General features: G+C 51.1%; 14 protein-coding genes. 2 read left to right on the forward strand and 12 right to left on the reverse strand.

The features are described 5' to 3' along the window. Nucleotide 1: 1 nt before the first annotated feature. From EPN93_12210 to EPN93_12260, 11 genes are all read right to left on the reverse strand, one after another. Nucleotides 2-961, reverse strand: a complete 960-nt coding sequence (locus tag EPN93_12210; GenBank protein TAL34478.1) for a type II toxin-antitoxin system HipA family toxin — start codon at nucleotides 959-961, stop codon at nucleotides 2-4. Next, nucleotides 958-1,269, reverse strand: coding sequence for a toxin HipA (locus tag EPN93_12215; GenBank protein TAL34479.1), 312 nt, complete (start codon nucleotides 1,267-1,269; stop codon nucleotides 958-960). The genes EPN93_12210 and EPN93_12215 overlap by 4 nt, the downstream gene beginning before the upstream one ends. Continuing rightward, nucleotides 1,256-1,492 carry a transcriptional regulator gene (locus EPN93_12220; protein ID TAL34480.1) on the reverse strand — a complete coding sequence of 79 codons (237 nt, stop codon included), beginning with the start codon at nucleotides 1,490-1,492 and terminating at the stop codon, nucleotides 1,256-1,258. Before EPN93_12220 ends, EPN93_12215 begins: the two co-directional genes overlap by 14 nt. A gap of 467 nt (nucleotides 1,493-1,959) precedes the next feature. Continuing rightward, nucleotides 1,960-2,439 (reverse strand): MarR family transcriptional regulator, encoded by a 480-nt coding sequence (locus EPN93_12225; GenBank protein TAL34481.1) that lies wholly within the window; start codon nucleotides 2,437-2,439, stop codon nucleotides 1,960-1,962. Between the two features lie 49 nt (nucleotides 2,440-2,488). Then, nucleotides 2,489-5,728, reverse strand: a complete 3,240-nt coding sequence (locus tag EPN93_12230; GenBank protein TAL34482.1) for an efflux RND transporter permease subunit — start codon at nucleotides 5,726-5,728, stop codon at nucleotides 2,489-2,491. Nucleotides 5,729-5,753: 25 nt separating this feature from the next. Beyond that, nucleotides 5,754-7,184: a hypothetical protein gene (locus EPN93_12235; GenBank protein TAL34483.1), complete on the reverse strand. Its 1,431-nt coding sequence runs from the start codon at nucleotides 7,182-7,184 to the stop codon at nucleotides 5,754-5,756. Between the two features lie 505 nt (nucleotides 7,185-7,689). After that, nucleotides 7,690-8,052, reverse strand: coding sequence for a hypothetical protein (locus EPN93_12240; GenBank protein TAL34484.1), 363 nt, complete (start codon nucleotides 8,050-8,052; stop codon nucleotides 7,690-7,692). A gap of 8 nt (nucleotides 8,053-8,060) precedes the next feature. Further along, nucleotides 8,061-8,546, reverse strand: coding sequence for a hypothetical protein (locus EPN93_12245; GenBank protein TAL34485.1), 486 nt, complete (start codon nucleotides 8,544-8,546; stop codon nucleotides 8,061-8,063). After that, nucleotides 8,515-9,291 carry a TIGR04255 family protein gene (locus tag EPN93_12250; protein ID TAL34486.1) on the reverse strand — a complete coding sequence of 259 codons (777 nt, stop codon included), beginning with the start codon at nucleotides 9,289-9,291 and terminating at the stop codon, nucleotides 8,515-8,517. The genes EPN93_12245 and EPN93_12250 overlap by 32 nt, the downstream gene beginning before the upstream one ends. Before the next feature lie 284 nt (nucleotides 9,292-9,575). After that, complete coding sequence (locus EPN93_12255; GenBank protein ID TAL34487.1) at nucleotides 9,576-10,025, reverse strand: ankyrin repeat domain-containing protein; 450 nt, start codon at nucleotides 10,023-10,025, stop codon at nucleotides 9,576-9,578. Nucleotides 10,026-10,188: 163 nt separating this feature from the next. Further along, nucleotides 10,189-10,713 carry a hypothetical protein gene (locus tag EPN93_12260; GenBank protein TAL34488.1) on the reverse strand — a complete coding sequence of 175 codons (525 nt, stop codon included), beginning with the start codon at nucleotides 10,711-10,713 and terminating at the stop codon, nucleotides 10,189-10,191. A 252-nt stretch (nucleotides 10,714-10,965) separates the two neighbouring features. Here EPN93_12260 and EPN93_12265 point away from each other — a divergent pair, with 252 nt between their 5' ends. Together EPN93_12265 and thrC are read left to right on the forward strand one after the other, a co-directional pair. Next, nucleotides 10,966-12,432, forward strand: coding sequence for a homoserine dehydrogenase (locus EPN93_12265; protein TAL34489.1), 1,467 nt, complete (start codon nucleotides 10,966-10,968; stop codon nucleotides 12,430-12,432). Between the two features lie 129 nt (nucleotides 12,433-12,561). After that, on the forward strand, nucleotides 12,562-13,905 hold the full coding sequence (thrC, locus tag EPN93_12270; protein ID TAL34490.1) for a threonine synthase: 1,344 nt from the start codon (nucleotides 12,562-12,564) through the stop codon (nucleotides 13,903-13,905). Between the two features lie 77 nt (nucleotides 13,906-13,982). On the opposite strand, the gene EPN93_12275 is transcribed toward thrC, so the two are convergent. Next, on the reverse strand, nucleotides 13,983-14,987 hold the full coding sequence (locus EPN93_12275) for a hypothetical protein (GenBank protein TAL34491.1): 1,005 nt from the start codon (nucleotides 14,985-14,987) through the stop codon (nucleotides 13,983-13,985).

The raw sequence follows: 14,987 nt of genomic DNA on the forward strand, positions 1-14,987 counted from the left end.
ATTATAGCGGGAATGGGATCCCATGGATTTTTAAAAATCCGATTCTCTCCCCGCGATGGCGTATCATTTCTATGTACCTTTGTTTCATCTGCGCCGAAAGAAAACTTATTGATACAAGTTTTTCCCATCCGCACCATGCGGTTTCTAAATATTTCAGTTCGCGTGCTATTACGGTATTATTAATACCGAGTCTTTCTTTCGCGAAATAGTTGATAAGTGCCTGTCTGGTTAAATTATTCTTCTTCCCGTCTATCGGAAGCGCAATCTCCGCCTTGGCATCCTTTAATGCAATCGTTGTGTTAAGAAGATCATAGGCAGGGGATAATTCAACCTTGCCTTCACGGAGGATAACAGAAAAATTTTTCAGGTGCATGTCCTCGTTCCCCGTGAGGAAATTAAATAATGTCAGGCGCAGCAGTTTGACTTTCTCTATTACCGGAAATGTGCAGAACCGGTCAAGCAGGCCCGCGAGATTTTCCATGCTGTAGTCATATTTTGTCTCGCGGCTCCTTCCGGCAAGCTGGGCAAAATCTTCAATAGAGAGTTTTTTACCCTTTCCGTACCGGTCGAATCTTTTTATGAAATAGGTAAGCCGTCCGTCTAATGAGTAGATCATCCCGTTCAGCGGCGTCTCTATTCCGGCGGATTGCGCAAGCTTCATGGTCAGGGATTCATTCGCGGGGAGCTCGGGATAAAAACTGTTTTCAGGTTTCAGGATATACTCTCCGCCGCGATCTGCAATGGTAAATATTTCACCCTTCGTAGCAAGCCTCGCGCTGAGTTTAGGCTGCACCCCCTGAATGGACATCTTATCCGCCCGCATTGCGGCTTCGTGCAGCTGTTCCTCCTGCGTGTACGGGAAATCGTTAAGCCGTGTAAGATTTTTTGAAAGAAGGGATAACCCTTTTTGTGAATATTTCTCTTCGCCGCATGGCTGATATATTATAGGGCAAATATTCATGCAGGCTCCTGAACGGTCACCGAACCGACAAGATCTTTTCCGGTTATTATAAGAATTGAAAAATAATCGTTCCGATCTATCTTCGCTTTGCGGAGCAGCGCATCAAGCTGTATCCCCTCGGGAAGGAGGCCTTCGAAGAATGGAGGAAATGCATCAAACTGATATTCGCGTTCAGCCAGAGGGAGTGTAAGTGACACCGCGGGACCCTTATAGTGATCCGCATACCTGAATCGGTATTGTTTTCCCTTTTCGTCCTCAATCAGATCCCCGGCGTAAACCCCGAAATTATACACTTCAGCTTTTCTCATCGCGCCCCTCCATCAGCGTGATTATCGGGCTTTTGAGAACTATTGATATGTTCAAGACAGAGAATACTTTCAGCAGGGAGTTTATCTGGACGGTCTCCTTCCCCTTTTCGATATCGAAAACCACGGTTTTTCCCACACCGGCTACTATCGCCAGTCCCTTCTGGGTGAGTCCGCTTTTTTTCCTGTGGATGAGGACTATATTTCCGATCTCTATGGATGTCATTATTTGCCGCTATAACAGTAAAAACATTAGATTATCACTAAAATACAGCGGATAGATTTAAAAGTCAATATATTATACTGCTACAGCGGTAAAATATATGATATTTTAAAATATAATAGGAAAATATGGGATATATTGCTGCTATAGCAGTATAAATAGTAGTTTGTATTAGTTATTTGGGATGGATGAGTATTTGCGGCAAGAACTTATTATCGCATATCGCGATACGCAGTATTTAACACGTAGGAATGTGTGTTCTCTTTCCGGGAAAAGCTCCCCAACATAACGGTTGATATCAGAGGCGCCCTCATCGGAAAAGTCATTACTCCACGGTCAAAGTGCCTCCGGCAAGGCGCTTAAAATTTTCTCTTTAATTTTATCCATCTCCCTCTCCCCTTTTCGTACACGCCGCTAATGTCAAGTCCCGCCGGAGGAGGTTTGCCGTCGTCGAATCAATTGCCCTGAAATCATCGCTGCCTCTTGCCTGTATATTCCGGGTCGGCTTCAAGCATCTCCCTCATCATTTCCAGTATCTTGCTCAGGCGAGTTATCTGTTCATCCGGGTAGTTCTTAATCATATCAGCCATGGCTTTTTCAAATCCCTCCTGTCCCTTCCTGAGCAACGCCTTGCCCGTCTTAGTAATGTCCACGTAGATCCGCCGCCTGTCATTCGGATCGTAAATCCTCTCCACGCAATCCAGTTCGATCAGCTTTGCGACAATGCTCGTTACATTCGATTTCGGGATGTGCATCGCCCTGCTCAGCTCGGTCATGGTGCACCTTCCATTATCCATTACCAGGAACAGCATTTGTATCTCTGAAGGGGAGATATTAAGCATGTTGAGCTTTTTAATGAAAAGATGGGGCGGCTTCAGGAAGTGCCTGAAAAAAACATGGACAAAATATACGTTTTGCTCGATCTGTTTGATCATTTCATTTTTATTCATACAATGATCCCGCCTCACATCGGAACTGTCCGGCAAACCCGGTTTGTTTCTATGCTTCAATTTTAGTATGTTTCGATTTCCTCAATGGTTTATCGCATTTCTCCGGCTGTACGGGCACTGGAAGCATATCCGTTTCGACTCTTGAATTTTCGCGGGCATCCCTGCGGCGGACCAGTATCCTGGCCTCGGTTGCCACCCTGAACCTGTCAACGTATTCGAAGATGGCCGGGACCACGATCAGGGTCACTAATGTCGATATCGTGATACCGCCCATTATCGCGATTCCCATCGACTGGCGCATTTTCGCCGCCTCGCCGATCCCCATAGCCAGCGGAAACATGCCGGCTAGCATGGCGAAGGTGGTCATGAGGATGGGACGGAGCCTTCGCATTCCCGCCTGCAATATTGCGTCCTTCCTGTCGAGACCCTGATTGACGCCATGGACCGCGTTATCGACGAGGAGGATGGAATTCTTTGTAACGAGACCTATAAGCATAACCATTCCAATCATGCTGAATATATCAAGCATGAAACCCGTGATGAACAGGAAAAGCAGCGCCCCTGTCAGCGCTGGCGGAACCGCGATCAGAATAGTGAAAGGCGTCACGTATGACTCGTAGAGACTCGCGAGAACAAAGAAGATGAACAGCAGGGCAAGCACGAGCGCGAAGACGATGCTCGACCCCGTTTCGGAAAAGTTCTCGGCTTGGCCGCTGAATCCATAGGTGACGCCCGCGGGGAGCTTGACCTCTCCCGCCAGGGCCTCATTTATCTTGGCCATGGCCGTTCCCAGGGCGCCGGTGGGCGGAAGATTTGCCGTTATCTTGACGATATAGACCTTGTCGCGCTTGTGAATCTCGGCCGCTCCCGTGGTGTATTCGCCTTTGGCGACCGAGTCCAGGCTCACGAGCCTGCCCTGGCTGTTGGGTACCTTCATTTTCGAGAAAAGTTTCTGTACGTCGCGCTGCTCCGGTTTTAGTCGCGCCCGGATGTCATAATTATAACCGTTTTGTCTGAATAAACCCACCTTGATTCCGTTTACCGCGTAGCGCAGCGCCGTCCCGGCGGTGGTTGTTGTTACACCGAGGCTCTGCATCTTGTGCTCGTCGAACACGATCCTGAATTCGGGCTTTCCCGGCTTCATTGTCGAATCAATATCGATGAGATCGGGGATTTCTTTTACTTTTTCGTAAATCAGCCGTGCTCCCTCCTCGACCGCCGCAAGGTCGTTTCCCGAAACGATCAGCATAAAGGGCGCCTCTTGGGGGCCGTTGTCGATGTCGCTGACCGACGGATTTGCATAGGCGAACTTCGCGATCTCCTGGCGCACGACCTGTTTCAAAAATTCGGTGTCCATGCTGCGGTCCTTCTTTAAAAAGCACTCGATGCTGCCCTTCGTGATCTCTCCGTTCGAATTCCCTACTGCAACCGTGTAATATTGAATGTCCGGCAGTTTTCTCAACTCGTCCTCGATCTTTTCGATCGTCTCCCTCGTTCCCGCAAGGCTTGTGCCTCCCGGCATCTCCACGTTGATGCGGAATTCCCCCCTGTCGCCTGTAGGGATAAATGTCGATTTAACGAACCCAAGAAGCCCTACGCTGCCGATGAGAATTGCGAATGTTGCGGCGATAACCGTAAGCGAGCGATTCAGGCATGCCCTCATGATTTTTTCGTAGATTCTATCGAGTGACTCCTGGAGTTTTTCGAACCAGGCGACGATCTTGAGCCCGGATTTTTTTGCATCACCGGCAAAGTAGGCCGAAAGGAAAGGGGCGACGGTGAGGGCGTCGAAAAGGCTGACGACCATCGCGAATATCACCGTAAAACCGAACTGCTTAAAGAGCTTTCCTATTACTCCTGAAAGCATTCCTATGGGAAAGAATACCGAGATGATTGCGAGTGTCGTTGCGATGACCGCGAGCATAACCTCCGTTGTCCCGCGCTCGGCGGCCTCGTGAGGGTCCATCCCCGATTCTAGCTTGCGGAAAATGTTTTCACGTACGACAATGGCATCGTCAACCAGAAGCCCCACCACGAGTGACAGCGCCATGAGCGTCATGAGGTTGAAGGAATAGCCCATGACGTTCATCGCGATAACGGCCCCTAGCAGGCTGTTCGGTATGGCGATTGCCGTGATGATGGTTGAGCGTATGTTGCCAAGAAAGAGAAATACTACCATGACGGCTAGGATGATCCCGACCACGATCGAGCTTACGGTTTCATTCACGTTTGTCTTAATCCAGACGGACTGGTCGAGCGTCGTCAGCAGATAGGATCCGGATCCCTCTTTCTTGAAGGCTTCATTTATCTCGGCGACCTTCTTCTTAACGGCATCCGCGACCTCAACCGAATTTTTTCCCGACTGCTTTATTACCTGGAGATATATGCACGATTCGGTTCCACGGTCCGATCCCTTTCCTGGTTGCTTCTCATTTCCCGATCGCATCTTCTCTGGATAATAGACATATCCCGTGCTGGTAACATCCTTGATGCCGTCACGGGTTCTCCCGAGCGTGCCTACCGTGACGGAGTTGCCAAAATCTCCGGAAAACGAGAGGAGCGAGTTGTCGATCTGGAACAGAGTCGTGAAATCGCCGATCGACCTGAAAACCGTTTCTTCCCTTCCATGCTCCTGTTTTCCAATGGAAACGTTCGATCCTGATCGGGTCATCTGGTTTGCTATGTTGGGAAGGGATATGTGGTATTGATTCAGCCTGTCGAGATCGAATTCGACCTGGATCTCGCGCCTGCTGCCCCCGATAAGGACGACGCTTCCGACATCCTTGATTCTGGAAAGCTGCGGCTTGATTTTTTCCTTTGCCAGATCATATATTTCCGGTGCCGGGAGATCGGACATCAGGGCCAGCGTGACGACCGCGGAGGCGTCCGGATCGAGTTTTGAAACGACGGGATCGTCGCCAAGGTCCGACGGCAGCGAATTCCTCGCCTGGCTCACCTTGTCCCTTACGTCCTGCGCGGTTTTATCCACGTCGACATCCATATTGAATTCGAGTGTAATGGAAGAGAGGCCTTCCGTATTCTTTGCGTTGATGTGCTTGAGACCCGCGAGGGTCCCGAGCTCGTCTTCGAGGGGCTTGGTGATAAGGTTTTCGACATCGGCGGGTGACGCGCCAGAATAGACGGTTGTTACATTTATTGATGGAAAGGATATATCAGGAAAGAGCTCAAGGCTTATGTTCCTGTACGATATAGCGCCTAGAATTATAATGATCAGCACTAAACTTGTAATAAAGATCGGCCGTTTGATGGCGAATTTTGCGGTATTCATGGTGTTCTCCGGTATTGAAAAGGAATCATTGTATCGAATCCCGGTAGTCTATGCAATAGGCGATAAGCCTGTATTTCAGGGTTTCGATCTCGGTTTTCGTAAGGGAAATCGTGTTTCCCGTCTGGATTACATACGAGAGATTGAGCCGCCCCTGCCTGTACTTGATCATTTCGGCTGCCAGCTGCCTGTTCAACGTATCCAGGTACGCTGTTTTTTTCCCAATAAGCAGCTTGGTCCCGTTGGCGGAGCCGGCGAGAACCGAAAGGTATTTTTTGTAGTCGTTGACGGCGATTTCCTTCTCGCATTCCAGGGATTTAACCTGTATTTCGATATCCTTGAGCGAACTCTCCGCTTCGGTATTTCCCAGCTTGTATGAAAACTCGAAGCCTATATTCCAGTCCCGGTACGGGAGCTCGTTGAAGGCATCCGACGATCCGGATGCGAGATTTTTCTGCCTAACGCCTCCATATACGTTGAGCTCCGGAAGCACTCTATTCTCGTATACTCCCTTGGAATACAGGAGCCGCTTCATCATCATGGAAATGATCCTGGCCGAAGTCGTAGTTTCAAAGCCAACTAAGCCAAAATCGGATTGTAAGGAAGATTGATAAAGGCGGTTAAAATCATCTTCGGAGGGAGCGACGCTTTCCGTGTGCAGGTAGACGGAAAGCTTATTGACGATGGCATTCAACGTAATGAAGTCCGATTCGAGCTGGCGCTCATATTCGATCACGGATGCTGCCGTCTTCTCATAGTCGTCCTCGTCCGAGAGTCCTGCACGATAATTTATGGCGATCTGATCGCGTTGAAGCTTCGAATTGGCAAGGGCCTCCTCCGTATTCCTGATCTGCCTCCTCGCGAGGCTCCACTCGAAAAAAAGTTTTTTATACGCATTTAGCGTGCTTTTGTTCGATTCTATGAGCTTCACCTTTTCGATGTCGACCTGCATCTCGGCGTTTTTCTCGCCGTACTGGTCGACCTTCCCAAGGAAGTTGTAGAGCAGCGGCTGTTTTACCGTAACGCCCGCATAGGGAGTATTCGTATAGGCATTATTGAATACGGAGTAATCCTCCATGGCGGTCCGGGAATATCCAAAATCGACTCCGACATCGGTGCCCGTGGGAGCGATTTTTTTTGAAAGGCCCAGCGAAAGATCGGAGGTACTGTTCTTCCCGGAGGCATTGCCCATATATGCAAGGGTCTGATTCTCACGGACATATGAACCATTCCCGCTCAGGCTGATATCGCTGAGGGATCCGGCCTTTTTAAGGGCGTTTTCCTGCGTTAAAAGGTTAATGCCGTTGGCCTTGATCTCGGGAAGAACCGAGACGATCGTTTCAAGATAGTCATCGTACTTGATGGTTTTCATTTCGACCTTGCCGCTTTCCGCGCCGGCATGCAAAGGGAAAAGGGCGAGAAGCATGATAATCGCCGTTCTTGTCAAAGTTCTAATCATTGTTATTCCTTATAACTATTATATATAATAATTATTACTTTTTATAACTATTACAATATATAATCTTACCGCCCATTTTGTCAAGAAGGAAAGAAAAATCTGTTGTTATTGTTTTTATCCAGCGAATATGCAAAGAGAGGAAAGGAAGTGTAATGCAGATTACCTATTTAAAGATCGTTTGCGATTTATTTATGCTCATCAGGGAGAGCTCCCCAATAAACCCGATTCTCCGAGGCTGCTTATTCTGAAGTGTATACAGTGGTCAAACCGCTACCCATCTCGGATAAGGGGACAACGAGCCTACACGCCGTAAATGTCAAGTCCCGCCGGCCTTTCGTTTTTTATACACATAGCGAGACAGCTTAAATTATTGACGGCAATCATAGTGGAAACTGCGTACTCTTTCCAGGGGAAAGCTCTTTGCCATAAGGACTTTTATCTGAAGCGTCCTCCACGGAAAGCACATCGCTCCCGGTCAAAAAGCCCCCGGGGAGAGGCTTAAAATTTACCCTGCTATCACTCGCTCGGCGGCAGAGGCAAGTTTTCTGGATATGGCTTTGTTAAACTCACCTTGGATTAATGCGTGTGATACGTTTTCCGGTTTTGGATCGTGAAGGCACTTTAGACCATGATTCCTTGGGACTTGGGCTTGCAAACGATACAATCTGAATTTTGTTCGATCCATTATCGACTTTCCAAAGGTCGTAAGCTTCTCAACATCCATAGAGAGGCCATTTGTATCCTGTCTGCGCGGAGAAAAGGCAAATGAGGTTATCGTGCCATCCGGTTTGATATAATTTGGATCGGTGAAAGGTACCCTTCGTAGCAGATTATCACTGTCGGCTATTTCAATAATTTCCATGGTCATGGATATTTCTATGCGGTAAGCCACCTAATGAGGTCTGAGTACTCGTCAGTTTTTAATGTGCTTTCGATCTCGCATTCATCACCTTTAAAAAGAGCATTTTCGATCGTTGAGCCATTATAATATAATTCGATGGTTTTATCCCCGTTTTTCAATTCAAGCAGTATGTCTCCAGACGGCCCGGGGGCGGTAAAATATATTTTCTGATTATACCGATCAAACGTTTTCACCGCCGATATTGCCGCATCTATGGCCGCACTATCCGGCCGCGCCGCTCCATAACCGTCCCAGTTGTCCGGGAGGTTGCCGAAAGATTGAATTTTATTTATTTGTAACCGGGAATCAAGAGACAATGATTCAACATCCCGATGCAGGAACAATGATGTGTCGATAGTATTAAACGGAATCACATTCAACCGGTAGTCGCCTGTAGAAAAAGGGGCGAATACAGTGAATATTTCATTTTTAAGAACCAGGCAGTTTTCTAAAGCTCTCATAAAAATGATCCTTCAACATGGATTTGAAAAGGCTTGATACGACATTATGCACCATTTCAAGCCATTCGACAATATCATTTGATGTAGTGGAAGCACTTTTAGTTACCGCAGTCTGCCATATTATTGCAGGAGATATTTTCACTCCATGTGTACCGCTGGCGACAGTTATATTCAGATTGGTTCCATCTGGCAGAAGATAGACTTCAGTGATATTGATATCGTTTAAGGCTCCTTCCACGGCATATTCTCTGTTGAGCTTCAATTTGAAATTATCTTCGATAAACGCTTGCACCGAAGCATTTGGAACCGAAGGCAAATCCACAGCGTCTACATAACGCAGACTCACGGAATTGAACCGTATAGGTTTTTTATAACTTTTTTGCAAAATGTCCAGCATGGTAACGGTCAGGGGTTTAAACGAGCTCTGCCAGATATAATTTTTGCCAATGTCATTGACCGTCATGATGCATGGCCCGAGTTGCACCACCGGCCATTCGCCGTTGGATTTCCAAAACTGGTGGGCCAACATATAAGGAGAGAACACGGGAATTGACGGGGCTGCGAGTCTTTTATGATAGGAAAGGATTTTTGCAACCGACTCCGCAAACAGGCCCTGCGCAAGCTCATACCCGAGATCAAGCGGCTGATTGGTCTCCTGATCTACATCAGGGTCCCAGCGGATTTCAAAAATGACCTCCTGGAGAGGCGCATTGGGGAGCTTTTCAATTATTCTCATATTATCCATATTGAATATGAATTATTAAATAACTTTTTCTACTGTCAAGGATTTTATAATCAGGCCGCCTCGAGCCAGTTGGAGTAGAGGGCTTTGGCCTGGGACATGACGCAGGCGACGAAGGGGTCGAGGTCGTCCAGTTTGCTGTCCTTGCTGCGGAGGACCCGCTTTACGGAGGCACGGATGCTTTCTTTTATGTCTCGAGACAGGCATGGCAGAAGCCGCTGAGAAAGGAGATATTCTGTTTTTTCATATAAAAGAAATCGCCCGCAACCGGGCGATACTATAATCCTCTACTTATCCAGCGCGTTCTTCAATGCCTGATAAGCTGGAGTCCTGTTGACTTTCTCATTATATTCTGCAAGATCATATGCTGTTTTGCCGTCACTGTTTTTCAGTTTTGCATCTGCACCTGCTTTCAATAGTGCATCAACAACCGCAGCATTATTCTGCATTGCAGCATACATGAGAGGTGTTGTTCCTGTAGGATCAACCTCGTTTATCAAGGCACCATTCTTTATAAACACACCAATAACTTCAGGATTCGGATTATTCTGTGCAGCAAACATAAGCGGGGTTATGCCATACTCGTTAGCTTTTACAGAGGCTCCATTTTTCAGAGCTTTTGTTATCTGAGCCGGAGTGCCTGTATTCCAGAGTTCAATAAAACTTTCCTCTGCCATTAAATGTACAGAAACCAGAAGTAATATTAATATCGATGCCATGTGATATACTTTATTCATCTTAATCTCCTATACTATCAAGGAATTTGCGTCCTCTTCCCGGGGAAAGCTCCCCGACATAACGGTTGATACTTGAAGCGTCCTCCACGGGAAAGTCATCGCTCCCCGGTCAAAAAGCCCCTGGGGAGAGGCTTAAAATTTTATTACTATAATTGATTTTCTACTACTCTCTTCCAGGCATCGTGAATTCGAACTCTCCATCAAGCTGCACTGTTCCGCCGCCGCTGAAAGCTTCTAATATCCCCGATACCTCTCCCCTTGCGGTCTTTTCAGGTCCAGGCCAACGTGTTATGGTTATTACAAACTCGTATGTGCTGGCGGCAGGATACCATGGTGAAGGTCCATTGGGATAGTAAGCAAAAAATACATTATCGTCAAATACGCTATCGATGCTTATATAGTCACCCAAGGGAATGTTATATCCGAGATCCCAGAATAAAAGACAGATATCATTCTGATACCATGTGCTGTTGTTTTCCGTCGCTGGATCTTTAAAAAGTAAATACCACCCCATTGTATTGGAATAGTTAATCTCGCCATCTCCCTTGCCATACCAGGTCTGTGATGCTCCGTTATCGACAGAAAAAGTAAATTTCCCTTTTGGAGTGAATTCATCCTCCATGCAACCTGAAACAAACCAGGTGATCGCAATAATAAGAAAGTTGGCCTTGAATTTACTAGATTTCAAATATGTGCTCCTAACATCAGTCTTTCCGCATACGTTTTTATCTAATTACAAATATATTTTTAAGCTTGGAGCTAATGCAAAAAATTCAATACGCCTTATAGGAATCCATAAAGCATCATATTTGCAACTATTTGAAATCTATATGGTATTGATGAAAAGTCAACTTCATAATCAGTGCCGTAAGAACTGGAAACGTTCAAAGTTCCCTTTTCCTGTACCTGAAATATCCTCCGCAAAGAATATTCTCCCCATATGCAGTACCACGCTTTCTCTGTAAAATCACGGTGCATCACCTTGACCTGTATTCGTGCGCCGATGAACGGCCTTGAAGCGCATCGGCCCCCCGCGCCTCGCCGATACGACTTGCCCCGATCCGCAACGCGCTTTTCTATTGACAAAACGCGGCGCCGTTTGCAGAATCACTGGCACAATTCCGGGCTCAGGGTACTTGAAATGAAACAGGTGAACATCGGCCTCGTGGGGTTCGGCACCGTGGGAGGCGGGCTGTACCGCCTGCTCGCGGAGAACGGCGAGCTCATCCGCGCGCGCGCGGGAATCGACGCGCGCATCAAGACCGTGTGCGATCTCGACGTCGCGCGGGTGAAATCGGCGACGGAGGGCGTGGACGTTACGGCGGATTACCGCACCATACTCGCGGATAAAGAGATCGACCTGGTGGTCGAGCTTATCGGCGGCATCGAGCCGGCAAAGACCATCATCGCCGATGCGCTCCGTGCCGGGAAGCACGCGGTGACCGCAAACAAGAAGCTCCTCGCCGAGGCGGGGGACGAGATCTTCGCGCTCGCGGCGGCGGGGCCGGCGCGCCTGGGCTTCGAGGCCGCGGTGGGCGGGGGCATCCCGTGCATCCTCGCGCTCAGGCAGGGCCTCGTGGGCAACCGCGTGCTGAGCGTCATGGGCATACTGAACGGGACCACGAACTACATCCTTACGCGCATGCGCGAGGAGCACCTCTCCTTCGAGACCGCGCTCGCCGATGCGCAGCGCAAGGGCTTCGCCGAGGCCGACCCGACCTTCGACATCGAGGGCTTCGACGCCGGTCACAAGATCGCGATCCTGGCGATGCTCGCCTACGGCATGAAGATCGATTACCGCGCGCTCTCCATCGAGGGCATCACGAAGATACGCGCGCTCGACATGGAGTTCGCACGCGAGATGGGCTACGTCATCAAGCTCCTGGGCATCGCGAAGCTCGTGGACGGGAAGGTGGACATACGGGTGCACCCCACCATGCTGCCCCTGCGCCACCCGCTCGCGTCGGTGCAGAACGAGTTCAACGCCGTGATGTTCACGAACGACATGACCGGTCCCGTGACGCTCCACGGCAAGGGCGCGGGGAGCCTGCCCACCGCCTCCGCGGTCGCGAGCGATATCGTCGAGATCACGAAGGGGAGCGGCGGCGACCCGGTCCGTTTCTCGGGCAGCGCCGCGTACGTGGGACCGGGCGCGCGCCTCTCGCGCTATTACATGCGGGTCCACACCGAGGACCGGCACGGCATCCTCTCGAAGATCGCGGGCGCCCTCGCGGCGCACTCAATCTCGATCGCCTCGGTCATCCAGAAGGAGAGCGAGACCCAGCACGTGCCGCTCATCATCATGACGCACCGCGTCACGGAAGCGGACATGCTCGCGGCGGCGGGCGAGATCAGCGGCTTCGACTTTGTCGAGGGAAGCGCGACCCTGATCCGCGTCGAGGACTAGGCCCCCCATGCCTCCCGGAGAGGTAGGGACATTGCCTGGTGAGAGCTTCATTTAGAATGACTGATATTGCTATGAGCACAGTTTGCTGAGCCCCCCTCAGGGGGGTCGGGGGGATTAAAAGGAAAACCCATGAGCTACGAATTCCACGCCGTTTTCAAATGTATCGGATGCGGAGAGACCTATCCGCTCGACGAGATCATTTACCGCTGCAGGAAATGCAACGAGCTTCTCGAGGTGAGCCACGACATGGAGGCCCTGCGCGGGGCCAGGAGCGCGAACGACTGGCGCGCGCTTTTCGACAGCCGGGTGGGGACCACGCGGTGGCCCTTCGGGAGCGGCGTGTGGGGCAAGAAGGAATTCGTATGCCCCGAGGTGGACGACGAGAACGTGATCTCCATGTTCGAGGGGAACACGAACCTCTTCTGGGCGAAGCGCTTCGGCGAGATGCTCGGGATGAAGGACCTCTGGGTGAAGATGTGCGGAAACAGCCACACGGGCTCGTTCAAGGACCTGGGGATGACAGTGCTCGTATCGATGGTCAGCGAAATGATCCGCCGCGGCAAGAAGATCGACGCGGTGGCGTGCGCCTCCACGGGCGACACCTCGGCGGCGCTTGCGGCGTATTGCGCCTACGCGGGCATACCCTCAATCGTGTTCCTTCCCGCGAACAAGATATCGACGGCCCAGCTCGTGCAGCCCATGGCGAACGGCGCGATCGTGCTCTCCCTTGACACGAATTTCGACGGCTGCATGAAGGTGGTGCAGGAGATCACGAAGGATAACACCATTTATCTCGCGAACTCTATGAACTCCCTGCGCGTCGAGGGACAGAAGTCGATATCGGTAGAGCTGGTCCAGCAGTTCAACTGGGAGGTCCCGGACTTCATCATTATCCCGGGCGGAAACCTGGGGAACGTCTCGGCCCTGGGGAAGGGATTCTCGATGATGCTCGAGCTCGGCATGATCTCGAAAAAGCCGACGATCGTGCTCGCCCAGGCACAGAACGCCAACCCGCTGTATCGGTCATACCTAAAAGGATTCAGGGAATTCGAGCCCATAGTGCCGCAGAAGACGCTCGCCTCCGCCATACAGATCGGCGATCCCGTGTCCGTACGCAAGGCGATCGCGGCGCTCCGGGAATTCAACGGGATCGTGGAGCAGGCCAGCGAGGAGGAGCTCGCCGACGCGGCCGCGCTCGCTGACCGCACCGGCATGTACAACTGCCCCCACACCGGCGTGGCGCTCGCGGTCCTTGTGAAGCTCGCCGGCCGCGGCGTGATCCCGAAAAACGCGCGCACGATCGTGATCTCCACGGCGCACGGGCTCAAGTTCTCGGAGTTCAAAGTGGGCTACCACGAGGGGGCGATACCCGGCGTGACGAGCCGTTATGCGAACAGGCCGCTGGTCCTGCCGCCCGACGTGGACAGAGTCCGTGACGCGCTGGCGAAGGAGCTCGCGGCGAGGAAGGCTTAGAACGAACGGCGGGCGCTGATATACCGCCTAACGGTTAATCGGCGCCGCGCGTCCCCGGGAAACGGGCTATGGACCCTCTACCAGCTCCCCGACGCGCCGCCTCCGCCGAAGCTGCCGCCCCCACCGCTGTAGCTGTCCGAAGAGCTTGAAGAGCTCGACGACGAAGAGTAGCTCGACGAGATCGAGTAACTCGAAGATGAACCCGACCCGCCTTCGCCAAAGTTCACCCAGAGCTTCTTCGCGAGCCTCTGACCCCTGCGGGTAAACGCAAATAATAGCTTGATCGCCGTGAACAGCGCGACGGGCGGAAAAAGGAACAGAAGCACCGAGATACCGCTCGCCTCGACGCTGTCCGCGTTGACCAGGAAGGGGAGAAAGCCCAGGAACATAAACACCGGTCCCAGGATTCCGAACCCGACCCATCCCCCGGCTCCGTGCAGCAGGAATGCTGGCTGGAAGATCATCCATATGATCGTCCCCGCCAGGAACAATCCCACGAGGATGCCGATCCCTATGAGCGTATACTGCAAGCCCCTGAAGAAATAGTGCTTCACCCGCTGTCCGAACGTGGGCTGGGGCGCGTACTTCCCCTCGTCGCCTGCCTTGAATTCTCCCGCGATGACCGCGATGATGGCATTCACGGACTGGATGAGGCCTTCATCATAGTGTTCCTGCCTGAAGTGCACCGTGATTATATCGTTAATGATGCGCCCCGACATCGCGTCGGTGAGCACTCCCTCCAGGCCGTAACCCACCTCGATGCGCACCTTGCGGTCGTTGCGCACGAAGAGGAGGAGCACACCGTTATCCTTTCCTTTCTTCCCCAGCTTCCATTTTTCAACGACGCGGATGGAATACTGCTCGAGGACTTCGCCCCCCAGGGTGGGGATGGTGAGAACCGCCACCTGGTTCGTGGTTTTACGCTCGTGTTCTTCCAGGATGCGCTCCGCCTGCCACCGCGCCGCGGAAGAGAACATGGAGGCGGTGTCGGTGACGCGCGACACGAGGGTAGGTATGCCGGTTGCGGCGAGCGCGGCGCAGCACGCGAAGAGCATGATCAGTGTCATTGAGATACGTTTCAT

It is taken from the genome of Spirochaetota bacterium (assembly GCA_004297825.1).
In the GTDB taxonomy this organism is placed as follows: domain Bacteria; phylum Spirochaetota; class UBA4802; order UBA4802; family UBA5368; genus FW300-bin19.